The organism is Roseibium album (genome assembly GCF_001404515.1).
GTDB lineage: Bacteria > Pseudomonadota > Alphaproteobacteria > Rhizobiales > Stappiaceae > Roseibium > Roseibium album.
On sequence record NZ_CXWE01000002.1, the window covers coordinates 881,880 to 905,592 of the forward strand.

Annotated in this window: 22 protein-coding genes; 17 read left to right on the forward strand and 5 right to left on the reverse strand. The window is 57.6% G+C overall.

Features of this window, described 5'->3' with window-relative positions:
- Positions 1–39: 39 nt before the first annotated feature.
- Both LA5095_RS09310 and puuE read right to left on the reverse strand, forming a co-directional pair.
- Positions 40–537, reverse strand: a complete 498-nt coding sequence (locus LA5095_RS09310; protein WP_055114110.1) for an ureidoglycolate lyase — start codon at positions 535–537, stop codon at positions 40–42.
- On the reverse strand, positions 534–1,949 hold the full coding sequence (gene puuE, locus LA5095_RS09315; protein WP_055114112.1) for an allantoinase PuuE: 1,416 nt from the start codon (positions 1,947–1,949) through the stop codon (positions 534–536). Before puuE ends, LA5095_RS09310 begins: the two co-directional genes overlap by 4 nt.
- 191 nt (positions 1,950–2,140) lie before the next feature.
- Here puuE and uraH point away from each other — a divergent pair, with 191 nt between their 5' ends.
- Entirely contained in the window at positions 2,141–2,494 is a 354-nt protein-coding gene (gene uraH, locus LA5095_RS09320) for a hydroxyisourate hydrolase (protein ID WP_055114114.1), read from the forward strand.
- Between the two features lie 60 nt (positions 2,495–2,554).
- Here the strand turns inward: uraH and LA5095_RS09325 are convergent, their stop codons facing one another.
- Complete coding sequence (locus LA5095_RS09325; protein WP_055114117.1) at positions 2,555–3,034, reverse strand: MarR family winged helix-turn-helix transcriptional regulator; 480 nt, start codon at positions 3,032–3,034, stop codon at positions 2,555–2,557.
- Positions 3,035–3,183: 149 nt separating this feature from the next.
- On the opposite strand from LA5095_RS09325, the gene LA5095_RS09330 reads away from it, so the two are divergent.
- Positions 3,184–3,762, forward strand: a complete 579-nt coding sequence (locus LA5095_RS09330; protein ID WP_055114119.1) for a YceI family protein — start codon at positions 3,184–3,186, stop codon at positions 3,760–3,762.
- A gap of 75 nt (positions 3,763–3,837) precedes the next feature.
- On the opposite strand, the gene LA5095_RS09335 is transcribed toward LA5095_RS09330, so the two are convergent.
- Positions 3,838–4,755, reverse strand: coding sequence for a LysR family transcriptional regulator (locus tag LA5095_RS09335; protein ID WP_055114121.1), 918 nt, complete (start codon positions 4,753–4,755; stop codon positions 3,838–3,840).
- A gap of 105 nt (positions 4,756–4,860) precedes the next feature.
- Between LA5095_RS09335 and LA5095_RS09340 the strand changes: the two genes are divergently transcribed.
- The 6 genes from LA5095_RS09340 to LA5095_RS09365 all read left to right on the forward strand — a co-directional run bounded on the left by LA5095_RS09340 (position 4,861) and on the right by LA5095_RS09365 (position 12,837).
- A complete protein-coding gene (locus tag LA5095_RS09340; RefSeq protein WP_055114123.1) occupies positions 4,861–6,123 on the forward strand; it encodes a urate hydroxylase PuuD in 1,263 nt (420 codons plus the stop codon).
- Positions 6,124–6,264: 141 nt separating this feature from the next.
- Positions 6,265–7,599, forward strand: coding sequence for an MFS transporter (locus LA5095_RS09345; protein ID WP_055114125.1), 1,335 nt, complete (start codon positions 6,265–6,267; stop codon positions 7,597–7,599).
- Between the two features lie 368 nt (positions 7,600–7,967).
- A complete protein-coding gene (locus tag LA5095_RS09350; RefSeq protein WP_055114127.1) occupies positions 7,968–8,969 on the forward strand; it encodes a Gfo/Idh/MocA family protein in 1,002 nt (333 codons plus the stop codon).
- 3 nt (positions 8,970–8,972) lie between these two features.
- Complete coding sequence (locus tag LA5095_RS09355) at positions 8,973–10,547, forward strand: acyl CoA:acetate/3-ketoacid CoA transferase (RefSeq protein ID WP_055114129.1); 1,575 nt, start codon at positions 8,973–8,975, stop codon at positions 10,545–10,547.
- Positions 10,544–11,311 (forward strand): enoyl-CoA hydratase/isomerase family protein, encoded by a 768-nt coding sequence (locus LA5095_RS09360; RefSeq protein WP_055114131.1) that lies wholly within the window; start codon positions 10,544–10,546, stop codon positions 11,309–11,311. Before LA5095_RS09355 ends, LA5095_RS09360 begins: the two co-directional genes overlap by 4 nt.
- 2 nt (positions 11,312–11,313) lie before the next feature.
- A complete protein-coding gene (locus LA5095_RS09365; RefSeq protein WP_082442670.1) occupies positions 11,314–12,837 on the forward strand; it encodes an aldehyde dehydrogenase family protein in 1,524 nt (507 codons plus the stop codon).
- Positions 12,838–12,842: 5 nt separating this feature from the next.
- Here LA5095_RS09365 and LA5095_RS09370 read toward each other — a convergent pair whose 3' ends face one another.
- Positions 12,843–13,892: a LacI family DNA-binding transcriptional regulator gene (locus tag LA5095_RS09370; protein WP_055114134.1), complete on the reverse strand. Its 1,050-nt coding sequence runs from the start codon at positions 13,890–13,892 to the stop codon at positions 12,843–12,845.
- A 274-nt stretch (positions 13,893–14,166) separates the two neighbouring features.
- Here LA5095_RS09370 and LA5095_RS09375 point away from each other — a divergent pair, with 274 nt between their 5' ends.
- From LA5095_RS09375 to LA5095_RS09415, 9 genes are read left to right on the forward strand one after another with little or no spacing between them, the layout of a single operon-like run.
- Entirely contained in the window at positions 14,167–15,411 is a 1,245-nt protein-coding gene (locus LA5095_RS09375; protein ID WP_055114136.1) for an ABC transporter substrate-binding protein, read from the forward strand.
- Positions 15,412–15,467: 56 nt separating this feature from the next.
- On the forward strand, positions 15,468–16,373 hold the full coding sequence (locus LA5095_RS09380) for a carbohydrate ABC transporter permease (protein WP_173937229.1): 906 nt from the start codon (positions 15,468–15,470) through the stop codon (positions 16,371–16,373).
- A complete protein-coding gene (locus tag LA5095_RS09385; protein ID WP_055114138.1) occupies positions 16,373–17,245 on the forward strand; it encodes a carbohydrate ABC transporter permease in 873 nt (290 codons plus the stop codon). Before LA5095_RS09380 ends, LA5095_RS09385 begins: the two co-directional genes overlap by 1 nt.
- Positions 17,246–17,249: 4 nt before the next feature.
- Complete coding sequence (locus LA5095_RS09390) at positions 17,250–18,359, forward strand: ABC transporter ATP-binding protein (protein ID WP_055114139.1); 1,110 nt, start codon at positions 17,250–17,252, stop codon at positions 18,357–18,359.
- Between the two features lie 3 nt (positions 18,360–18,362).
- A complete protein-coding gene (locus LA5095_RS09395; protein WP_055114141.1) occupies positions 18,363–19,847 on the forward strand; it encodes a GMC oxidoreductase in 1,485 nt (494 codons plus the stop codon).
- Positions 19,844–20,602: a 3-ketoacyl-ACP reductase gene (locus tag LA5095_RS09400; RefSeq protein WP_055114143.1), complete on the forward strand. Its 759-nt coding sequence runs from the start codon at positions 19,844–19,846 to the stop codon at positions 20,600–20,602. Before LA5095_RS09395 ends, LA5095_RS09400 begins: the two co-directional genes overlap by 4 nt.
- Positions 20,603–20,611: 9 nt before the next feature.
- Positions 20,612–22,204 (forward strand): GMC family oxidoreductase, encoded by a 1,593-nt coding sequence (locus tag LA5095_RS09405; protein WP_055114144.1) that lies wholly within the window; start codon positions 20,612–20,614, stop codon positions 22,202–22,204.
- Positions 22,201–22,515: a Dabb family protein gene (locus LA5095_RS09410; RefSeq protein WP_055114146.1), complete on the forward strand. Its 315-nt coding sequence runs from the start codon at positions 22,201–22,203 to the stop codon at positions 22,513–22,515. The genes LA5095_RS09405 and LA5095_RS09410 overlap by 4 nt, the downstream gene beginning before the upstream one ends.
- A 28-nt stretch (positions 22,516–22,543) precedes the next feature.
- Positions 22,544–23,707: a dihydrodipicolinate synthase family protein gene (locus LA5095_RS09415; protein ID WP_082442671.1), complete on the forward strand. Its 1,164-nt coding sequence runs from the start codon at positions 22,544–22,546 to the stop codon at positions 23,705–23,707.
- Positions 23,708–23,713 lie beyond the last annotated feature (6 nt).

Below are 23,713 nucleotides of genomic sequence, written 5' to 3' on the forward strand. Positions count from 1 at the left end.
ATTGGGCGGGCAGAAATCATCCATTCGTGAAGATGCACTTCAACCGTCAAGCATCTCCACAGTCCAGGGAACGGGAAACCAATGTTCCTCCAGGTTGGTTCCGTTCCCGATCCAATCGACGACAACAAAGCGGCCGTCCCTTTCCAGTGGAGCCAGCACACCATGCCACACGCCCCTATGCAGATTGATTGACTGACCGGGCTTGCTGACAAAGGCCTTCAGGCTGACGGGTTCACCGTTCAGATCATCTGCAACGACAACCAGCATCGGCACGCCGTCGACGGGAACAAATGCCTGACTCCCCATCGGATGCCGCTCGACCATGTCGACCATGTGAGGCAATGAGCGGGCCTTGGCATCGAAAAGGCTGATCCCTGCCCGTCCTGCTTCGAAATCCAGCCTTGCCAGGTCGTTGTGACGTCCGCACATGCCCTGATTGATGATCTTGTCAGGATTGCCCCTCACTTCGATCAGGTCACCATAGGGTGCAAAGTCTGCCGCTGTCAGAGGTGTTGCCGCAATTGAAGTCGGTTTCACGGCAAAAGGTCCTGCAGTCGATGTCGGGCGATGCGTTCCACCTGGTTACAGGCCTCCTTGAACTCAGTCGGCCCATCATTGTCGATTCGCCGGTGAAAGGCAGCCAGTATGGATGACTTGTCGTTGTCGCGTACGGCGATAATAAAGGGAAAACCGTGTTTTGCGACATAGGCGGTATTGAGATCTTTGAAAGTCTCCCGCTCGTCATCGGTCAGAAGATCAAGTCCGGCGCTCGCCTGTTCCGATGTGCTTTCCGCAGTCAGACGGCCGGCCTGGGCCAGCTTGCCGGCCAGGTCCGGATGCGCCTTCAGGACACCGAGGCGTTCTTCCCCGTTTGCTGAGCGGAACATTCTGCAAAGGACATTGTGAACACCTGCAGCGCAATCGTGCGCCGGTCCGAGTTCAAGCTGAAATGCGCGTTCGGCTATCCAGGGCGAATGCTCGAATATCCCGCCGAAGCGTTCGACAAATTCGTCCTTCGTCATGCGGCTTGGCGACAGGGAAACTTGTGGTGGATGGTGCGCCGACCAATGTTGAGCGATGTCGATCCGGCGCGGGCACCAGACACGATCGTGGGACTGGATGTATTCGATGAACTTCCGTATTGCCGCAATCTTGCCTGGGCGCCCCACCAGACGGCAATGCAGTCCGACAGACATCATCCTTGGTGTATCGCTTTCACCCTCGGCATAAAGCACGTCGAAGGCATTCTTCAGGTAGTTGAAGAAATCATCTCCGTCACTCCAGCCGGGCGATACGGCAAATCGCATGTCATTTGCTTCGAGCGTGTAGGGTATGATCAGCTGATCACGGCCTTCGACATCCAGCCAGTAGGGCAGATCGTCGTCATAGGTATCCGAGATGTAATCGAATCCCCCCTCTTCGGCGACAAGACGGACGGTATTTTCCGAGCAGCGGCCCGTATACCAGCCGCGAGGGCGTTCTCCGACGACTTCAGTATGCAGCCGGATAGCCTCCGCGATGACAGCGCGCTCCTCGTCGTCGGGCATGTCCTTGTGCTCGACCCATTTGAGGCCATGGCTGGCGATCTCCCAACCGGCATCCTTCATCGCTTCGACCTGTTCCGGGCTTCGCGCCAGCGCGGAGGCAACACCGTAAATCGTCAGCGGAATACCGGCACGTGTGAACAGCCGGTGGAGTCTCCAGAAACCGGCGCGAGAACCGTACTCATAAATGGATTCCATGTTCCAGTGACGCTGCCCGGGCCATTGGGCGACGCCCGGTATGTCGGACAGAAAGGCTTCGGATGCACTGTCACCATGCAGGATATTGTTTTCGCCGCCTTCCTCGTAATTCAGAACGAACTGAACGGCGACTCTGGCATTTCCAGGCCACTTTGGATCGGGTGGAAACGCACCGTAACCCCGCAAATCGCGCACATACCGATTCAAGACAGACCTCCAGCTTTCTTTTTCTTTTACGACAAAACAGTGATGATGACTTTCAGGCTTTTTTAGAAAGAGCTTCAGGGGAACGCACTCTATGCTCGGCGGTATCTTCTGCAATCATCCCGGGACAGATCTGAAGACAAACATTCAACTCCCGAGACTGTGCATCCGTTTCAAATTTCAAGGAGACCCACATGGCGGGATTTTTGACGACCCACGTGCTGGACACCGTGCGGGGCACGCCCGGAGCAGGCATCAAGATCGATCTCTACGAAATCAACGGAGACGCAAGATGTCACATCGCAAGCCTGACGACCAACAGTGATGGCCGGACAGATGCCCCCATTCTGCCGGAATCCGATTTCAGGAAAGGAATTTACGAGCTCGTTTTTCACGTCGGCGAGTATTTTGACTCGCTCGATGCAACGGCGGTCGGCCCGCGCTTCCTGGACACCGTTCCACTGCGCTTCGGCATGTCCGATGACACGCACTATCATGTGCCTCTCCTGGTATCACCGTACAGCTATTCGACTTATCGGGGCAGCTAACACCACTTTCCGATGGAAACATCGCCGACAATGGACAACTGCGTCGCGATAGCCCTGTCGCTACATCTCTTTTGACACTTGCCGTTGGTCCGGCAGACCGATCGGTCCGCCGCCAACGTCACACAACTGCTTGAAGAATTCCGCCAATCCGCTTGCCGTCGCCAGATCTTTCATATGTTGATGAATGCCCGAGCCGTAGACTTCCCACATGTCCTTTCGCAACGCGGCACCTTCAGGCGTGATATGCAGGACCTTGCCACGGCGATCTTCCGACATGACCGTTTCGCGGATCAGTCCCTTTGAGATCTGCCGGGCCAGCAGGCGCGACAGGTTGGATTGCTCGAAAAGCAGCCAGCTTGTCAGTTCATAAGCCCTCACGCCCTCTTTACCCGACATTTCAACGCCCCAGAGCAAGTCGTAGACACGGAGCGACGGGAACCCTTTCTGACGCAACTCGGCTTCCATATTGCGGTGCGCTTGCCGGTGCACCCGGTTCAACATGATCCAGATATCGGTTTCTCGGTCGCTTGGCTTCATCATCTTCAAGTTTCAGTGAGCAGGGATTGCAACGGTTTTTTCAAGACTGTCATTCTGATAGATGTCATAGCATCTATTTTGGTATTCTTGAAAATCAAGATATCACCAGGCTCAGGCAATTCTGCTTGACTGTGAAAAGGAGGGATTTTCAAATGATCAGACTTGCCCAAACAGGCATTGCCGCATTCCTGTTGACAGTTCCTGCCGCGATGGCCACGACCTACAAGACCGACCAGGGACATACCGAGGTGCAGTTCAGCTGGTCGCATGCAGGTGTTTCCACACAGAGTGGGGAATTCACAGAAGTAGCGGGAACACTGGATATCGACCCTGAGAATGCGGAAGATGCCTCCCTCAGCGTGACGATCAAGACCGACAGCCTGGCAACCGGCTTCAAGCCTCTCGACGATCATCTGTCAAGCGCGGATTTCCTGGAAGTCGAAACCTATCCGGAGATCACCTTTGTCAGCACCGCCGTTGAGAAAACCGGCGAAGACACAGCCAAGGTGACCGGAGATTTGACACTGCACGGCACGACCAAGCCCGTCACGCTGGACACCAAACTGACCCATATCGGACCGCATCCCGTCGGCAGCAGCCTCGACTATTACAAGGGTGAATGGATTGCCTTTGAAGCGTCGACCACGATTGATCATACGGAATTTGGCGTCGGGCCTTTCTCGACAGGTCCGATAACCATTCAAATAGTCACCGAAATGAAGGCTGAGTAGTCTTCGCGGTTTACAAACCGAACCACGACCTGCTGGAAGTCGCCCTTGGGCGGCTTTCAGATACGGAATGCCACCTCATCGCTCCGGCATGTCTGCCAGCGCACGCTGGATATGCCCGATCATGAAGTCTAGGAACAGCCTTACTTTCGGATCCTGACGTTTCCGGTGGGTGTAAAGACAGGCCATTTGCACGGGAACCGGCGGCTCCTGCTCCAGAACCGGGACAAGCCGTCCTGAAGCGAGATAATCTGCAACCTCGAAGACCGGCTTCAAAATAATGCCGTGACCGTCGAGCGCCCAGCCTGTCAAAACGTCCCCGTGATCGGATTCAAAGGGTCCCGTCACCGCTACTTTCCTGATACCGCTTCTCGTCTGGAGCGGCCACTGAAACTCCGGTGCTCCAGGATAGCGCATGTTGAGACACTCATGCTTGCCGGATGACAGATCTTCATGTAGCGCCGGGGCGCCTTTTCGCGCCAGGTAGCCTGGTGAGGCACACAGCACCCGTTCGCAATCGGCTATTTTTCGGATCTTGAGCGTTGAGTCTTCCGGCAATCCCAGGAAAAATGCTGCGTCGAGACCTTCCCCCGTCAGATCGACCTTCCGGTCGGACAGCCGCAAGCGGATATCGATCAGCTGATTGGCGTCCTTGAACACCGGGATTGCAGGTGCGATCAGTCGCTGACCCATGCCGATCGGGGCTGCGATGAACAAGGTGCCCCGTGGCGACTGCGTGACGTTGCTGATTTCAGCTTCGGCTTCCTCGACGGCCTCCACGATCTTGGTCGCACCGCGGTAAAACAGCGTCCCGTGTTCGGTCGGGCTGAGCGCACGCGTCGTCCGCTGGAACAGGCGCACGTTCAGATGCTCTTCCAGCTGGGAGATCCGCGCAGATGCAACAGCCGATGAAATCCGGAGATCGCGGGCTGCGGCGGACATGTTCCCCAATTCATAAACGCGCAGGAACGTCCGTATATTCTCCAGATAGGCCAACGCCTTATTTTTCCGTTTTTTTTTGAAACTGCTCGGAATTATGTCGAGATACCAGAAAATTTCAAGTTAGATTAGCTTGCCGTTAAAGGGGACCGGAGGGACACCATGTTGGATATTGCCATTATCTGGGAGTGGCTGGCATTCGCCGTCAGGTGGCTGCATGTCGTAACTGCCATCGCCTGGATCGGTTCGTCCTTCTATTTCATCGCTCTGGATCTGGGATTGCGCAAGTCGCCGCACCTGCCGCCCGGGGCTTTCGGAGAAGAATGGCAGGTCCACGGCGGCGGTTTCTATCACATCCAGAAATATCTGGTGGCACCAGAAAACATGCCGGAACATCTGACATGGTTCAAATGGGAGAGCTATGCCACATGGCTCTCCGGCGCGGCGCTCATGATGATCGTCTATTGGGTCGGCGGCGAACTTTATCTGATTGATCCGGCGAAGGCGGATCTGGCCTTGTGGCAGGGCATCGTGATTTCGGCTGCATCGCTCACGATCGGATGGTTGATCTACGATTTTCTGTGCAAGTCGAAACTCGGAGACAGCCCGACCTTGCTGATGGTCCTGCTGTTCATCATGCTTGTCGCGATGGGTTGGGGCTATGATCAGGTATTCACGGGCCGCGCAACGATGCTGCATCTGGGAGCCTTCACGGCGACCATCATGACCGCGAATGTGTTCCTGATCATCATTCCCAACCAGAAGATCGTCGTGGCCGACCTGAAGGCCGGACGCACCCCGGACGCCAAATACGGCAAGATCGCCAAGCTGCGGTCGATGCATAACAATTATCTGACGCTGCCTGTCGTCTTCCTCATGCTCTCCAATCACTACCCTCTTGCCTTCGCCTCCGAATACAACTGGGTGATCGCTGCGCTGGTATTCCTGATGGGAGTATCGATCCGGCACTATTTCAACACCAAGCACGCGGGAGGCAGCGCGCCCATGTGGACATGGCTGGTGACGGCAATCCTCTTCGTTGCAATCATTCACCTGAGCATGGCGCCGATGTGGAGTGCCGACAGTCTTGAGGTTTCCGATTCCCGCACGCTCAACCCCACGGAACAGGCATTTGCCAGTGCGAAGGGTTTTGAGGACGTGATGGCCATCGTTCCCGGACGCTGCTCCATGTGTCATTCCCGCGAACCGTTTTATGAGGGTATTTACTGGGCACCGAAGGGCGTGGTTCTGGAAACGGAAGCCGATGTCGTCCGTGCTGCCCGGGAAATCTATCTGCAGGCCGGTGTTACCAACGCGATGCCACCGGCAAACGTTTCCTACATGGAGCCAGAAGAACGGCGCAAGATCATCGAATGGTACCGGAACGCGCGCGAAAAATTGCCGTTCGGCATAGCAGCAAGGTAGGCCACTACGGCGAGACCCGCTCGCATCCGCATTAATTCCGGTGGTCTGGACCTTGCCTGTTTGAACCATCATGGATGTCGGACCGTGCAAGTGCTATCAGTCAAGCAAGGATCAGCACCAGCCGGAAGCCGCACCTGATACATGTTCACCGTTCTTGCCAATCGAACCTACCGGCATCTTTTTGCAGCCCAGGTCATCGCCCTCTTTGGAACCGGGTTGATGACGGTGGCACTTGCCCTTCTTGCTTTTGATCTGGCGGGCGCCGATGCCGGAGCGGTTCTCGGTACAGCGCTTGCCATCAAGATGATCGTCTACGTCACCCTGTCGCCGGTAGCGGCCGGTTTTGCCGCACATTTTCCACGCAGACCTTTTCTTGTTGTGCTCGATCTTGTCCGGGCCAGCGTTGCGATCGCCTTGCCTTTTGTCGATTCAGTCTGGCAGATCTATGTTCTGATCGCGCTTCTGCAATCGGCCTCCGCGGCCTTTACGCCAACTTTTCAGGCGACCATACCGGACATCCTGCCTGACGAGGATGACTATACCAATGCGCTGTCTCTTTCGCGGATGGCCTACGATCTCGAAAACCTGCTGAGCCCGATGGTAGCTGCCGCCCTGATCGGTCTTGTCGGATTTCACTGGCTTTTTGGCGGTACGGTGGTCGGCTTCCTGGTATCCGCCGCACTCGTTTTGACCGTAACACTTCCGGCAATCATGACCACCAGGCGCGTTTCACCGTGGCAGCGTATCTCGCAGGGAATGCGGATCTATCTGCGAACCCCCAGACTTCAGGGACTACTGGCGCTCAACCTGACCGTCTCTGCCGCCGGCGCCATCGTGATCGTGAATTCTGTCGTCATCGTCAAGACACTGCTCGGCGGAACCGACACGGACCTTGCCCTGACAATGGCCGCCTATGGTGGAGGATCCATGGTAATGGCCATTGCCCTGCCACGGTTGCTTGCCTCCTTGAAAGACAGGAACATCATGCTGTCGGGCGCGCTTGCCCTGCCGTTGCTGTTGTTCGGGTTTGCCGTCCTGTTGATGGAACTTCCAGAACCGGCCTTGTGGCCCTATCTCCTTGCGACATGGTTCCTGATGGGACTTGCCAATTCCGCAGTACTGGTTCCATCCGGGCGTCTCTTGCGCAATTCTGCGCATGCGGAAGACAGGCCGATGGTTTTTGCAGCACAATTCGCCCTGTCACATGGCTGCTGGTTGGTCACCTATCCGCTTGCCGGCTGGCTCGGCAGCGGGGCAGGCTTGCCAACGACCATTTTGACACTCGCCGTCCTGGCAATCATCGGTGCGGTTGCTGCTGCAAGACTTTGGCCCTCGTCGGACGCCAAGGTCATCATTCATGAACATCCTGAACTCCCGGCTGATCACCCGCACCTTAAAAACGCTTCCGGCAAGCGGCATGCGCATACATACGTGATTGACAATCTGCATGAGAGTTGGCCGGACGACCGTTTCTGATGAAACTGCTGAACTCCCTGCACATGTGGATAAATGATGCGGTTCGCGCCCATCTGATCGAGCACGGACGGTAGGGCGAACGGATCGGGGGTCGCCACCATTTTTCGTGTGCTTGACGCCCTTGCCGGGGTTTGAATTGCCGTCATTGCAAGCCTGGATCTTTTTTTGAAATCGATGATTTCAACAAATACCAGCGTCGATCGTCGCGGCAATTCCGGGTTTCGTTCCTCTGCATGAACTTGGTTCGGCAAACATGAACTCGGACAACCGGACAAAATATCCGACTTCACATATTGACTTTTTGGAACGTTCCAAGTTTTATGCATCCAAATTGGAACGTTCCAAAACGAGCTTATAGGGAGGTTTGAATGCGTTGGGCCCTGATCGGTGCAAGCCGAATTGCGTCTGGTTATGTGATTGATGCGATCCGCGCGCAGGAAGGAGCCGAAATTCAATCGGTCCTGAGCTCCGATGCGGAGCGCGGCGCTGTCTTTGCCAGGGACAATGCAATCCCGGAAAGCTTTACCGATCTGGAAGCGCAACTGGCAGACGAAACAGTCGATGCGGTCTATATCTCCACGACCAACGAGAAGCACCACTCTCAGGCCCTGGCCGCCATTGCCGCGGGCAAGCATGTTCTGTGTGAAAAGCCTTTGGCCATGACGCTCTCCGACGCAGTCGAGATGGTAGAGGCCGCTCGCAACAACGCAGTCACTTTTGCCACCAACCATCATCTGCGCAACGCCGGTTCGCATCTCGCGATCCGCGACCTGATTTCCTCCGGCCGCATCGGCAAGGTTCTGAGCGCGCGCGTTTTTCATGCCGTCCACCTGCCGGAACATCTGCGCGGATGGCGGATCAACGACGCGTCCGCAGGTGGTGGTGTCATTCCTGACATTACAGTTCATGACGCAGACACGATCCGCTTTCATCTGGCCGAAGACCCCGTCGATGTCGTCGCGAAAGCGGGAACATCAGGTATGGGTGAAGGCGTCGAGGATAGTGTCATGTCGGTCTGGTCCATGCCGTCCGGCGCAATGATTCAGACACACGAAAGCTTCACGCACGCCTTTGCCGGGACGGGAATCGAATTCCATGGAACGGACGGTTCCATCTTCGCGCGCAACGTCATGACCCAGGAACCGGTCGGTGAGATCAGGCTCGTTGATACCAATGGCGAAACGCAGATCTCGTTCGAGACACACAATCTTTATCACCGCGCGCTCGGCCTCTTTTGCGGAGCAGTTCGTGGAACCGGAAGCCCCTCCGCCGACGGCATCGACGGCATCAAGTCACTGGCTGTAGCTCATGCTGTTCGCGAAGCGGCACAATCCGGTTCGACCGTCCGCGTCGACTACGGAGGCTTTTGATCCATGTCTTCCAAGATCGTTACGGCAGCAGACGCTGTCGCACGAATTGCGGACGGAGCCGTTGTCACCGTTTCCTCGTCCTCCGGCCTCGGTTGCCCCGACAAGGTCCTTGAAGCCCTCGGAGCAAGGTTTGGCAAAGAGGGGCACCCGCGGAATTTGACGACGCTGCACCCGATTGCTGCCGGCGACATGTATGGCATCAAGGGTATCGATCACATTGCCAGGGACGGCCTTCTGTCCACGATCATCGCAGGGTCCTATCCCTCGGGTCCGTCTTCCCTTCCAATGCCTGAGATCTGGCGCATGCTCGTCGAGAACCGGGTCGCTGCCTACAACGTTCCCTCCGGAATTCTGTTCGACATGCACCGGGATGTCGCCGCAAGGCGGCCGGGTGTCATGACCAAAGTCGGCCTGGAGACATTTGTCGACCCGGTCCGTGAAGGTTGCGCCATGAACGATGCGGCGACCAAACAGCCCATAGTGTCGAGAATGGAACTCGGTGGAGAGACCTGGCTGCATTTTCCGAATATCGTACCGGACGTGGCCATCATTCGCGCCACAACCGCCGACGAGCGCGGCAACCTGACCTATGAGCACGAGGGTGCCTATCTTGGCGGCCTGGAGCAGGCTATTGCGGTCCGCAACCATGGCGGCCTGGTCATTGCCCAGGTCAAGCGGGTCACGGCAGCCGGTTCGCTGCGCCCCCATGACGTTCGCGTTCCCGGGCATCTGGTTGACCTTGTCGTCGTCGACCCTGACCAGCGCCAGACGACGGAAACAGACTATGATCCGGCAATCTCCGGCGAGATCATGCGCCCCTGGTCAAGCTTCTCTCTTGCCGAACATGGCATCGAAAAGGTTGTCGCGCGGCGCGCGGCGATGGAGTTGAGCAGAGGTCAAACGGCCAATCTCGGCTTCGGCATTTCGGCGATGGTTCCGCGAGTGCTCCTCGAGGCCGGTCAGGAGCAGGCCGTCACCTGGGCGATCGAACAGGGCGCGACCGGCGGGATGCCGCTGACAGGATTTGCCTTCGGCTGCGCCTCCAACGCCGACGCCTATATGCCTTCACCCCAGCAGTTTACCTATTTCCAGGGAGGCGGCTTCGACGTTTCTTTCCTGTCCTTTCTGGAAATTGATCTTCAGGGCAATGTCAACGTCTCTAAACTCGGCAAGAAACCCTATCTGACGGCCGGGTGCGGCGGCTTTGTCGACATTACCGCGAATGCCAGGAAAATCGTGTTTTCCGGCCTGTTCGAGGCGGGAGCCGATCTGTCACTTACCGACGAAGCCCTGACCGTGAACGCTCCGGGCAAGTTCACCAAGATGGTGGACAGGGTCGAGCATGTCACGTTTTCCGGCAACCGCGCCCGCGAAACCGGTCAGGAGGTTCTCTACGTCACCGAGCGCTGCGTCATTCAGTTGACCGACGCAGGCCTGCTGGCAACCGAAATCATGCCCGGCATCGAGCCGCAAAGGGATATTGTTGACGCATCCAGCGGCCGCGTGAAACTCGCAAATGACCTCAGGGAAATGCCGAAGGCCCTGTTGCGGACCAAAGCGATGGAGCTTCACCTGTGAGCGCGCTTCACCTGATACGCCACGGTGACGTTGCCGAGCTTCGTCTCGACAATCCGGCAAAGCTCAATGCCTTTACAGCCGAAATGCTGGGTGCGGTCGAGCCACATTGCGCGGAAATCGAAAGAGATCCCGGCATCCGTGCCGTCGTGATCAGCGCGGAGGACAGCAAGGCATTTTGCGCCGGCGCCGACATTGTCGCCTGGGGAGAACTGGAACCGTGGGAATTCGCTCGCCATTGGGTTCGCGAAGGTCATCGAATTTTCGATCGCCTTGCACGCCTTGGCAAGCCGACAGTCGCTGCCCTCGCAGGTCACGCCTTCGGTGGTGGGCTTGAGTTTGCGGCAACGGCAGACATCCGGATCATGGCACCGCATGCCACGCTTGCCCTGCCCGAAGCCGCGGTCGGAATCGTGCCGGGGTGGTCGGGCACGCAGCGCCTGATCCGCTTGCTCGGCGAACCGGTCGTGAAGGAAATGGCCCTGTTCGGCCGCCGTATTTCGGCCGAACGCGCCCACGCTTGCGGGTTTGTGGCTGAGATATCGGACGATCCGAGAACAAGGGCAATGGAATTGGCACAAGGCCTGGCCGGCAGATCCTCCTGTTCGGTCGAGGTTGCCAAATACATGGTCCATGCAGCAGCCGGGGAAGATCGCAACGCCATGATCGAAGCCCTCGGCGCAGGCATGATTGGACAAACCGCCGACCGCACCGAAGGTGTCACCGCCTTTCGCGAAAAGCGCAAACCGAATTTTCCTGGAAAATAATCATGAGTGATCTGAATGTCGTCTCCATTAGCAACGCCCGGATACCGGCAGACCCTTTTGTTGCCCGGCACCTGATCGACGGTGACTGGCGCTCAAGCACTGACGGTGCCACGTTCGAGCGGGTCTCACCGTCACATGATGCGGTGGTCACGGTCGCCTGCCGGGGCAACCTCCTGGATGTTGATGCTGCCATTTCTGCCGCAAGGCGCGCCTTTGACGAAGGACGCTGGACTGCCACGACCGGCAAGGACAGGGCAACACTCCTGCTGAAGGTTGCCGATCTGATCGACCGGGACCGGGAACGCATTGCCTTCCACGAGACGATTGAATCCGGCAAACCGATCAGCCAGGCAATGGCCGAGATCGAGGGTGCTGCCGATATCTGGCGATACGCGGCGTCTCTCGCACGCACGCTTCATGGCGAGAGCCACAATTCTCTGGGCAACGACTTTCTCGGGCTTGTTCTGAAGGAACCCGTAGGGGTCGTCTCGATCATCACACCTTGGAATTTTCCTTTCCTGATCGTATCGCAGAAGCTTCCCTTTGCGCTCGCAGCGGGGTGCACAGCCGTCATCAAACCCTCGGAGATGACACCAGCGACAACCGTCATCCTGGGCGAACTGCTTCTGGAGGCAGGCATCCCGGCCGGCGTCGCCAACATCGTCCTCGGCTTTGGCGATCCGGTTGGAGCAGCACTGACCACAGACAAGCGGGTCGACATGGTGACGTTCACCGGTTCGACGGCTGTCGGCAAGGCGATCGTCGAAACAGCCGCAGGTACGCTGAAGAAGGTTTCGCTGGAACTCGGTGGCAAGAACCCGCAGGTGATCTTTCCGGACGCGGAACTCGACGCCGCGGCGGATGCTGTTGTTTTCGGTGTCTATTTCAATGCAGGCGAATGCTGCAATTCGGGATCCCGGATCATTGTGCACGAGGATATAGCGGAAGAATTTGTCGCACGTACGGTTGCCCTGTCCCGTCTTGTTCCTTTTGGCGACCCTTTGGACCCATCGACCAAGGTCGGCGCGATCATCACACCTGAACACAATAACAAAATCGATACCTATGTTCAGGAAGCCAGAGCAACCGGCGCTTCGGTACCGCTTGGCGGCAAGGTGCTGGAAGTTCCCGGATTGCGCGGCCGGTTCTACGAGCCGACTGTGGTGACGAATGTCACCGGCGACATGCCCATCGCCCGAGAGGAAGTCTTCGGACCGGTCCTCTCGGTGCTGACATTCAAAACGCTTGATGAGGCCATCGCTCTGGTAAACGATGCCGACTATGGACTGTCCGCGGGGGTCTGGAGCGAAAACGTCCACACCTGCCTGGAATTTGCCCGGCGTGCGCTCGCGGGGACGATCTGGACCAATACCTGGATGGACGGATTTGCGGAACTGCCGTTCGGCGGCGTCAAGCAAAGCGGCCAGGGGCGTGAACTCGGCAAATACGGACTTGATGAATTTCTCGAGGCGAAAACGGTAACCATGCGGATCGGCAAGAACCGCGAGCCCTGGGTGTCGGGATGATGGTCCTAGCTGGAAACCGAGAACGGTCCCTCGGGCTTCAACAGGATCTGCAGATCCTCCACCGGCTCCCCGGACATTCTACCGAGAAGAACCTTCGCCATTGCGCGGCCGGTCGCTCGCAGGTCCTCGTCGATCGTCTCGATACGCGGTCGAAAGTGATTGGAAATCGGCGACGCACGCTTTGCAAGAACGTCCACTTCCTGCCCCTGGGTCAGACCCATGTCGTTGAGACAGGCCAGCGTGATCAACGCGCTGACCTCACCGACACAGATGTAGCTGTCCGGTGCATCCGGTCCGCCATGAAGGCCACGCAACATGGCGGCAATCTCGTCCGGTTCGCTGTCGAGGTCGACGGCACCGGGCACCGTCAACCGAACACCATGGGTCATCGCCGCCTGCCGTGCGCCAAAGCGCAGATGTTGGCCGAAGGTGTATTTTTCGTTCGGCATGACGATACACACGTGCTGCCGTCCTTTTTCAACGAGCCGCTCGACTGCCAGACGGACGAACGCCTCGTTGTCGAAATCGACAAACGGGTGCGGTGTCATGAAGTCTGTGCGCCCGTGAGTGACAAACGGAAAATCGTGCTCAAGAAGGTAACGGGCCCGGTCATCAAAGCACTCGGTCCGGGTGAACACGATCGCGTCGGCCAGCGAATGGCGGCGGATATTGCGAATGGCGTCCAGCCGGTCTTCGCCCAAACTGTCTGCAGTGATGTTAATGGCATAACCCGTTCCGGAAAGCCCTTCATACATGCCCCCGAGAAACTCGGAGGTAAAACTCAGGAACTCGTGCCTGGGATTGATCATAAGGCTGATGACCTTGGTTCTGCCGGTGCGCAATCTCTGCGCCGCACGATTGGGAACGTAGCCCAGTCTGTCGGCGATTTCGGAAATGCGTTTCCTGGTGGATTCGGCGATCCTCGGATCATCCGCAAGGGCGCGGGAAACCGTCGTCACCGCAACGCCAGCCTCCGCCGCGACCGTGCGCAGCGTCGGACGCGATGCTGTTTCTTCGGCACTTTCTGCCTTGGTTTCCAAGGTTTTACGCGACATGCCCGCTCTCTCTACCCCACGGTTTGCAGCTCAAATGTCCGCACAAGTCTAATCAGGGAATTTAAAACGTTGCAACAAATTAAGATGCTGCAATGCAATATCTCAAACTTGAAGATAAGCTGATGTTAAATAACGGAAAAGAATTTCCAAACGAGAGAAAATTAAATTGTTGACATCACCACGGTTTGCAACGTTACAATAGACGTTGCGTGACTACCGGGCGACCAGCAACCGGCGCCCATGACGACGACGAGCACGTTAAGGGAGGAAATCCATGCGTAAGTTGACGATGATGACGGCAGCTGCTGCACTGATGGCAGCGAGCACCAGCGTTAAGGCAGAAGATGTTGAAGTTCTGCACTGGTGGACATCCGGCGGCGAAGCTGCTGCTCTGAACGTTTTGAAAGAAGACCTTGAAGGTCAGGGTATCGGCTGGCAGGACATGCCGGTTGCAGGTGGCGGCGGCTCTCAGGCCATGACCGTGCTGCGTGCCCGCGTAACGTCCGGCAACCCGCCGACCGCCGTACAGATGCTCGGTTTCGATATTCTCGACTGGGCCAAGGAAGGTGCACTTGCCGATCTGAACATCCAGGCTGGCCTGGAAGGCTGGGACGAGGTTGTTCCCGAGGCGCTCCAGCAGTTTGCCAAGCATGACGGCAAGTGGGTATCCGCACCGGTGAATGTCCACTCCACCAACTGGGTCTGGGCGAACAAGGCGGTTCTGGATGAACTCGGCATCGCGGTTCCGACAAACTGGGACGAGTTCGTGGCAGCGCTTGAGAAAGTGAAAGCCTCGGGCAAGACCGCGATTGCACATGGTGGCCAGCCATGGCAGGACGCAACTGTATTTGATGCAGTCGCCATGTCGACCGGCGGACCGGATTTCTACAAGAAAGCCTTCATCGAACTTGATGAAGAAACGCTTGGCTCCGATACGATGAAGGAAACTTTCGACCGGATGGGCGTTATCCGCTCATATGTCGATGACAACTTCTCCGGCCGCGACTGGAACCTTGCCACTGCGATGGTGATCAATGGCGATGCGGCCTTCCAGATGATGGGCGACTGGGCCAAGGGTGAATTCCTGAACGCCGGCAAGAAACCCGATGCGGATTTCCTTTGCTTCCGCTTCCCCGGCACTCAGGACCAGGTCACCTTCAACGCCGACCAGTTCGCAATGTTTGCCCAGGGCAAGGAAGTTGGCAAGGAACAGGCAGCTCTTGCAACAGCAATCCTGTCTCCGAGTTTCCAGTCCGCGTTCAACGTGGTCAAAGGCTCGGTCCCGGCACGCACGGACGTTTCCAATGAAGCTTTCGATGCCTGCGGAAAGAAGGGCATGGCAGATCTGAAGGCAGCTGCTGACAGCGGCAACCTCTATGGTTCCATGGCGCACGGCCATGCAAACCCTGCCGCCATCAAGAACGCCATGTATGATGTCATCACGGCGCATTTCAACGGCGAGTATGACAGCGCGACTGCTGTCGACGAACTCGTAACCGCCGTTCAAATCAACAAGTAAAATACCCTACGGAAAGCGGTGACTGTTCACCGCTTTCCCCTTACCGGGGGCTTGAGATGTCTATTTCTGAAACGGCGAACCCGCGTGGTTCCGTTGTTGACAGACTGCGCGACGCTTTACCCAAAATAGTGCTGAGCCCGACGGTCGCGATTGTCGCGATCTTCGTTTACGGGTTCATCCTGTTCACGCTGTATCTGTCCTTTACCAACAGCCGGATTCTGCCTTCCTTCGAATGGATCGGCTGGCAGAATTACGAGAACCTGTTCCGGATCCGGGCGTGGGACACGGCAGTCTCGAACCTCGTTATTTTCGGCGTTCTTTACATCACCATCTGTTGCGCCCTGGGATTGCTGCTCGCGATCCTGCTCGATCAGCGCATCCGCGCAGAAGGATTTATCCGGACCATCTATCTCTACCCGATGGCCCTGAGCTTCATCGTCACCGGTGTCGCCTGGAAATGGTTTCTTGACCCGGGCATCGGTATCGAGGCCGTGGTGCGCGGCTGGGGTTGGACGACATTCGAATTCAACTGGATCAAGGACAGCCAGATGGCGATCTACACGATCGTCATTGCAGCGGTCTGGCAGACGTCCGGCTTCGTCATGGCGATGTTCCTCGCAGGCCTGCGCGGCATTGACAACGAGATGCTGAAAGCGGCCCAGATAGATGGAGCCTCCACGTTGGCGCTCTACCGCCGGATCGTTATCCCGCAGTTGCGCCCGGCCTTCATGTCGGCCTTCGTGGTGCTCGCCCACATGGCGATCAAATCCTACGACCTTGTTATCGCCCTGACCGGCGGTGGCCCCGGAACCGCGACCGAATTGCCGGCAACATTCATGTATTCCTACACATTCACCCGGAACCAGATGGGTATCGGCGCAGCGTCCGCAGTGATCATGCTGATGACGATTGCCGCCATCATCGTCCCCTATCTCTGGTCCGAACTGAGGGAGAAGAAGTGATGGCTGCTGCCCCCGCAAAAAGCTCTTTCAGCCTCGGCCGTGTTGTCCTCTATACGCTGCTGGTCTTCTTCTGCATTTACTACCTGCTGCCGCTCTACGTGATGCTGGTCAACTCTTTGAAGCCGCTGTCCGAAATCACGGCCGGTGGCATGATGGCCCTGCCGCAGGATTGGACCGTCGCGCCCTGGCTGAGCGCCTGGTCGAGTGCCCAGGTCGGCGTCGAGGCGACGGGGCTTCGCCCCTACTTCCTCAATTCGATCATCATGGTCGTTCCCGCCGTTGCCCTGTCGACAATTGTCGGCGCGCTTAACGGCTATGTCCTGACCAAGTGGACCTTCCCCGGTGCGACCATACTCTTTGGCCTGCTTCTGTTCGGCTGTTTCATCCCGTTCCAGATGGTGCTGATCCCGATGGCCCGGATGTTGGGTCTGATGGGACTTGCCGGATCGGTGCCAGGTCTGATCTTCGTGCACTTCGTTTACGGCATCGGTTTCTCGACACTGTACTTCCGAAACTATTACGCAGCCTTCCCGACCGAACTGGTCCGGGCCGCACAGATCGACGGGGCCGGATTCTTCCGCATCTTCTGGCGCATTCTGTTGCCGTCATCCGGTCCGATCGCCGTTGTCTGCATCATCTGGCAATTCACCAACATCTGGAACGACTTCCTGTTCGGTGCATCCTTCTCGGACTTCGACAGTCAACCAATGACCGTTGCGTTGAACAACTTGGTGCAATCGTCCACCGGCGTGAAGGAGTACAACGTCCATTTCGCCGGTGCCATCATGGCCGCCCTGCCAACTCTACTCGTATACATCGTTGCGGGCCGATACTTCGTCCGTGGCCTGATGGCCGGCTCAGTTAAAGGATAAGACAATGGGCTTTCTCGACATCAAACAGGCGACCAAGTCCTACGGAACAGTGCAGGTTCTGCATGAAACCGACATCTCTATCGAAGAAGGTGAGTTTCTCGTTCTCGTCGGACCGTCGGGGTGCGGCAAGTCCACCCTGCTCAACATGATTGCAGGCCTGGAAGACATCACGTCCGGCGAAATCGCCATCCGCAGCAAAAGCATGAACGGCGTCAAGCCGGCAGACCGCAACATTGCCATGGTGTTCCAGTCCTACGCGCTTTATCCGAACATGACGGTGAGCGGCAACATCTCCTTCGGCATGGAAATGCACGGCATCGAAAAGTCGGAGCGGGCAAAGCGCATTGCCCAGGTCTCGGATTTGCTTCAGATCAGCCATTTGCTTGACCGGAAGCCCGGACAGCTGTCAGGCGGCCAGCGGCAGCGTGTTGCCATGGGCCGTGCACTCGTACGCGAACCGGACGTGTTCCTGTTCGATGAGCCGCTCTCGAACCTGGATGCCAAGCTGCGTGTCGACATGCGCACTGAAATCAAGAAACTGCACCGCAAACTCGGCACAACCATCGTCTACGTCACCCACGATCAGATCGAGGCGCTGACCTTGTCGACGCGCATTGCGGTGATGTTCGGCGGCTACGTTCAGCAGCTTGGAACGCCGAAAGAGATCTATGACAACCCCGCTAACATGTTCGTAGCCGGTTTTATGGGGTCTCCATCCATGAACCTGTTTCCGGCAAAGGTCGTTTCGGAAAACGGGCAGCCTGCCGCCGAAGTCACGCTCATCAACGGCTCGACAGCAGCCATACCGTTTGCCACCGACACCCTGGGCTCCAGTATCGGTCGGGACATCATTCTTGGAATCAGGCCGGAAGCGATCACCGACAGGGATGGTGCCGACCGGAATTCGCAGTCGGTTCACATTGTCGAGGCACCGGTCGAGATCACTGAACCGGCGGGATCCGATACGTTTGTCGTCAGCCAGATCGGCGGCAAGGATGTCACCGGCCGGTTCCGCGCAGATGTCGCGGTCAATGCCGGTGAGACGTTCCCGTTCGCTTTCAACATGGAAAAGGCTGTCGCCTTCGACCCGCAAAGCGAAAACAGGATCGCCTGAAGCATGACGTCTGCGCCGGACATCGTCATCGTCGGAAGCGGGATGGGCGGCGCGACACTCGCCGCCGGTCTTGCACCGTCCGGAGCACAAATCACGATCCTGGAACGGGGTCACCGGATCCCGGACGATGCGCCGGCGCGCGACCCCTGGCGCATCTATACCAACAGCGCCTTCCGGTCCGCCGAAACCTGGCTCGATGAAAACGGCAATTCCTTCGAGCCGGGCAATTATTACAATGTCGGTGGCAATTCGAAACTCTATGGCGCCGTTTTGATCCGCTACCGCGCGGAAGACTTTGCGGAACTGGAACATTTTGAAGGTTTTTCGCCCGCATGGCCATTGTCCTACGAAGAACTGGCTCCCTGGTATGACGCAGCCGAAAAGCTTTACCGGGTCAGGGGGGATGCGACATCCGACCCGACCGAGCCGGCGCACGCAGGACCTTATCAGTTTCCTCCGGTACCGGACGAGCCGGCAATCCGGGTTGCGCGCATGAGACTGGAACAGGCAGGCGTCAATCCCTTCTGTCTTCCTCTTGGCGTCGATATCGACAGATGGCTTTCGGCCGGAAAAACCGGCTGGGACGGCTATCCCGATCTCAGATGCGGGAAAATGGATGCGGAGACCTGCGGGCTGGAGGCTGCACTCGCCCACGAAAATGTCAATCTGATTACCGGTGCGGAGGTCACCGGACTGAAGGTGGACCCGTCAACCGGAAAGGTCGACACCGTTACCTATGTGAAGGAAGGCGTCGAAACGAACCTGTCTTCGTCGATTGTTGCCGTTTGCGCCGGCGCGGTTCAATCCGCAGCTCTTTTGCTTCGATCCGGAATCGCCAACAGCTCCGATTATGTTGGCCGGTGTTTCATGAACCACAACGCGACGGCGATGATCGCAATCGACCCCCGTTACAAAAACGACTCGGTTTATCAGAAGACATTCGGCCTCAACGACTGGTATCTTGCAGACAATGATGCAGGCAAACCGCTCGGCAACGTCCAGCTGCTGGGGCGTGTGACACCGGACATTCTGAAGATCCAGGTGCCCCAACTTCCAAACTTTGCGGCCAGATGGATTTCCGGTCATGCGCTTGATCTTTATCTGATATCGGAAGACCTGCCCGATCCCGAAAGTCGTGTCGTTCTGAAAAACGGCAAGATCCAACTGGTCTGGCGCCGCTCCAACATGGAGGCGCACAAGAAGCTCGTCGGGAAGATGAAGGCGACTTTGAGAAAGGCCGGATTTCCAATTGTGCTTTCCCGTCTGTTCGACGGCCGCGTTCCCTCTCATCAATGCGGCACCGTTCGCATGGGCGCCGATCCGCAAAACAGCGTTCTCGATCCCGATTGCCGATCCTGGGATCACCCAAATCTGTTTGTCACGGACGCGGCTGCATTGCCGACATCCGCCGCGGTCAACCCGGCACTTACCGTGGCCGCGCTGTCCCTGAGAACAGCGGAAACGATCAGACGGGAACTTGCGGCATGAACAAGGTGGCACTCGTAACCGGCGGCCAGCGAGGCATCGGGTTCGGTATTTCCGAAGCACTTGCCGGTGAAGGCTACAAGATCGCCCTGCTCGCGCAATGCGGCTCCGGCGACCCGGAAGTTGCCGATGCTCTGGAGCGCCTTGGACCTGATGCATCGTTCTTCTCACATGACCTGTTGAATATTGACGGCCACGCGGCGGTTGTCGAACAGGTCGAAAACCGGTTGGGGCCCATAACAACGTTTGTCTCGAACGCCGGTGTACCTGCGAAGGCACGCGGTGACATGCTTGATCTTGAACCCGACAATTTTGATTTCACCTTGGGCGTCAATCTCCGCGGCGCGTTTTTTCTCGCCCAGAATGTCGCCCGGCGCATGCTGAAACAATCCTGTGACAGCTATCGCTCGATGACCTTCGTCACCTCTGTCAGTGCGGGCATGGTTTCGATCGAACGTGCGGAATACTGCCTGTCGAAGGCCGGGGCCTCGATGATGGCAAAACTCTTTGCGGCCCGTTTGGCGCCGCATGGCATCGGCGTCTTTGAAATCCGCCCCGGCATTATCGAAACCGCCATGACGCGCGCCGTGAAGGACAAATACACGCCGCAGATCGAAGATGGCCTTGTACCGTCCGCGCGCTGGGGACAACCGTCAGACATTGCTTCGGCTGTTGTGCCGATCGCAGAAGGCCGGATGGCCTTCGCCACCGGTTCCGTCATCAATGTCGATGGCGGCCTTTCCATTCCACGCCTTTGAGAGACCGAAATGGAAAAAGGCTACGATTTCATAATCATCGGCGGTGGCAGCGCGGGCTCGGTGCTCGCGGCCAGATTGACCGAAAATCCTGATGTCAGCGTTTTGCTTCTGGAGGCGGGCGGGCACGACCGGCATCCGTTTTATCATGTCCCTGCCGGCTTCGCGAAAATGACCAAGGGCATCGGCTCCTGGGGTTGGCAAACCGTTCCACAGAAACACATGCGGGATCGCGTCTTCAACTATACCCAGGCAAGGGTGATTGGCGGCGGTTCCGCCATCAACGCCCAGATCTATACGCGCGGCAATGCGCTCGACTACGACGAGTGGCGTCAGATGGGGTGCGACGGCTGGGGCTACGAGGATGTCCTGCCTTATTACCGGAAGGCGGAGGACAACGACACGTACAACAACCGGTACCACGGGCAGGGCGGGCCACTCGGCGTTTCCAAACCTTGCGCGCCCCTCCCGATCTGCGACGCCTATTTCAAGGCGGCGGCCGAGCTTGGCATTCCGAGAAACGAGGATGTGACCGGAGAAAAACAGGATGGCGTTGCCTATTACCAGCTGACGCAAAAGAACGCCCGCCGGTCTTCTGCCGCCATGGCCTATCTGGCGCCCAACCGGCACCGGAAAAACCTCCACGTGAAAACCGGCGCACCCGTGCGCCGCATCGTGGTGGAAAACGGAACTGCGACCGGTGTCGAATTGATTGATGGTTCACGCTTGGCCGCTTCCGCCGAAGTCATTCTGTCGTCGGGGTCCATCGGCTCGCCAAGATTGTTGCAGCTGTCCGGCATCGGACCCGCTGACCACCTGAAAGATCTCGGTATCGAGGTGGTGTACGACCAGCCGGAAGTCGGCGCCAATCTTCAGGATCACCTCGATCTCTACTGCATTTGCGAAGTCAGCGGTCCGCACACATATGATCGATACGCCAAGCTGCACTGGTCGGCATTGGCGGGGCTGCAATATCTCTTCACGAGACGCGGGCCGGTCTCCTCCAGCCTGTTTGAAACCGGCGGCTTCTGGTACGCCGACCCGGAGGCACGCTCACCGGATCTTCAGTTCCATCTTGGCCTTGGTACAGGTATTGAATCTGGCGTGGCATCGATGCCGGACGGCGGTGTCACACTCAATTCGTGCTACCTCAGGCCACGCTCCCGCGGCAGCGTTCGCCTTCAAAGTGCCAATCCGAATGATGCCCCGTTGATCGATCCGAACTACCTGCAGGATCCCCGCGATCGGGAGATGTCGATCAGGGGCCTGAAGCTGACACAGGAAATCCTCGCACAGGGACCACTCGAGCACTTCATCAAGGCAGAGCGGTTGCCAGGTCCGGGCGTGAAGACCGACGAGGACTATTTCAACTTCATCTGCGAGCATTCCAAGACCTCGCATCACCCTGCCGGCACATGTCGCATGGGCCCCGATGACAAGGCGGTGCTCGATCCGCGACTTCGTTTCAAAGGCCTCGACCGTCTCCGCGTCATCGACGCATCGGTAATGCCGACAGTCGTTTCCTCCAATACCAATGCAGCAGCCATTATGATCGGTGAAAAGGGAGCTGACATGATCCGGCAAGACCACGGTGAACTTCAATGATCAGACATATCGTTCTCGTCAAATTTCAGACAGGTGTTTCCGAAGAAACCATCGAAGATCTTTTCCAGGAACTGCGAAGGATCCGGGATCAGGTCCCCGGCATCCTGGACATCGTATCCGGCCGCAGCGAGAGCCCCGAAAAGATCGAACGCGGCTACATGCACGGCTTTGTCGTCGATTTCGAAAACTGGGACGCTCTTGAACGCTACCAGACACATCCAGATCACAAGGCACTTGGTGCCAAGCTTGTTGCCAATGCGGTTGGTGGCATTGATGGCATTCTTGTGCTCGATATTCCTGTCCCCGCCTGACTGGCAGCAAATGTTCTTGGAGTAGCCGATGCTGACCCTTCCCACGCTCGACAACAGGCTTGAGGAATACCGCCTCGCCGGGGATGCCCTCATCCCCCGGGCCCCGCGCGTACCTCTGACCCGAACCGCCTTTGCAGCAGCGCATGTTGTCTCTTCACCCCTGAAAGAGCGGGATCCCTGGCTCGGACCTCCGGCTGTCGACTGGGATAATTCCTTGCAGTTTCGTCACTGGCTCTGGGACCAGGGCCTCGGCCTTGCCGAAGCGATGGACACCGCGCAACGTGGCATGGGGGTCGACTGGCCGACAGCGAAGGAATTGATCGAACGCACCATGCGCGACGCCCGGGCGCATCCGCTGAAACCACGTGTTGCGTGCGGCGCGGGGACGGATCAAAACCCGAGGGACGCTTACAAGACAACAGACGACATCATTTCCGCTTACTCAGAACAGATGGAAGCGATCGAGGCGGCGGGCGGACAGGTGATCCTGATGGCCTCTCAGGCGTTTCCGGCAATCGGTGCAAATGCCGCGGACTACGCGGTTGTCTATGGTCGGCTGCTCGAACAGGTTTCAGCGCCCGTGATCCTCCACTGGCTCGGAGACATGTTCGACCCGAAGCTGAAGGGTTATTGGGGATCTGCAGATGTCGGCACCGCCATGGAAACGGTGCTTTCGATCATCGGGGCCCATCGGGACAAGGTCGACGGCATCAAGATCTCGCTGCTTGAAAAATCCTATGAGGAAAATCTGCGCAGGCGTCTGCCGGAAGGCGTCCACCTTTATACCGGCGACGATTTCAACTATGCGGAATTGATCGAAGGCGACGGCAAACGCTACTCCCATGCCTTGCTTGGCGCCTTTGCCGCCATCGCGCCTGCCGCCAGCCAGGCCCTTGAAGCCCTGGCGCAGGATGACCGTGAAACCTATCACGCGCTGCTCGGCCCGACGGTTCCGTTGAGCCGGGAAATCTTCAAGGCCCCGACCCAGTTCTACAAGGCCGGGATAGCGTTTCTCGCCTGGCTGAATGACGCGCAAAGCCACTTCATCATGCCGGGCGGATTTCAGTCTTCCCGGGAAATTACGCACTATGCGGAACTCTTCAGGCTTGCGGATCGCGCACGTTTGTTGTCAAAGCCGGACAAAGCCGTTGAGCGGATGAAACTGCTTTTGAAGCTGCACGGCATTGATTGAGCACGG

Coding starts and splice junctions, on each gene's coding strand:
- uraH (WP_055114114.1), top strand. CDS start 2,141: ATGGCGGGATTTTTGACGACCCACGTGCTGGACACCGTGCGGGGCACG.
- LA5095_RS09380 (WP_173937229.1), top strand. CDS start 15,468: ATGTCTATTTCTGAAACGGCGAACCCGCGTGGTTCCGTTGTTGACAGA.
- LA5095_RS09350 (WP_055114127.1), top strand. CDS start 7,968: ATGCGTTGGGCCCTGATCGGTGCAAGCCGAATTGCGTCTGGTTATGTG.
- LA5095_RS09330 (WP_055114119.1), top strand. CDS start 3,184: ATGATCAGACTTGCCCAAACAGGCATTGCCGCATTCCTGTTGACAGTT.
- LA5095_RS09395 (WP_055114141.1), top strand. CDS start 18,363: ATGACGTCTGCGCCGGACATCGTCATCGTCGGAAGCGGGATGGGCGGC.
- LA5095_RS09370 (WP_055114134.1), bottom strand. CDS start 13,892: ATGTCGCGTAAAACCTTGGAAACCAAGGCAGAAAGTGCCGAAGAAACA.
- LA5095_RS09355 (WP_055114129.1), top strand. CDS start 8,973: ATGTCTTCCAAGATCGTTACGGCAGCAGACGCTGTCGCACGAATTGCG.
- LA5095_RS09385 (WP_055114138.1), top strand. CDS start 16,373: ATGGCTGCTGCCCCCGCAAAAAGCTCTTTCAGCCTCGGCCGTGTTGTC.
- LA5095_RS09405 (WP_055114144.1), top strand. CDS start 20,612: ATGGAAAAAGGCTACGATTTCATAATCATCGGCGGTGGCAGCGCGGGC.
- LA5095_RS09345 (WP_055114125.1), top strand. CDS start 6,265: ATGTTCACCGTTCTTGCCAATCGAACCTACCGGCATCTTTTTGCAGCC.
- LA5095_RS09325 (WP_055114117.1), bottom strand. CDS start 3,034: ATGATGAAGCCAAGCGACCGAGAAACCGATATCTGGATCATGTTGAAC.
- LA5095_RS09340 (WP_055114123.1), top strand. CDS start 4,861: ATGTTGGATATTGCCATTATCTGGGAGTGGCTGGCATTCGCCGTCAGG.
- LA5095_RS09415 (WP_082442671.1), top strand. CDS start 22,544: ATGCTGACCCTTCCCACGCTCGACAACAGGCTTGAGGAATACCGCCTC.
- LA5095_RS09375 (WP_055114136.1), top strand. CDS start 14,167: ATGCGTAAGTTGACGATGATGACGGCAGCTGCTGCACTGATGGCAGCG.
- LA5095_RS09400 (WP_055114143.1), top strand. CDS start 19,844: ATGAACAAGGTGGCACTCGTAACCGGCGGCCAGCGAGGCATCGGGTTC.
- LA5095_RS09365 (WP_082442670.1), top strand. CDS start 11,314: ATGAGTGATCTGAATGTCGTCTCCATTAGCAACGCCCGGATACCGGCA.
- LA5095_RS09390 (WP_055114139.1), top strand. CDS start 17,250: ATGGGCTTTCTCGACATCAAACAGGCGACCAAGTCCTACGGAACAGTG.
- LA5095_RS09410 (WP_055114146.1), top strand. CDS start 22,201: ATGATCAGACATATCGTTCTCGTCAAATTTCAGACAGGTGTTTCCGAA.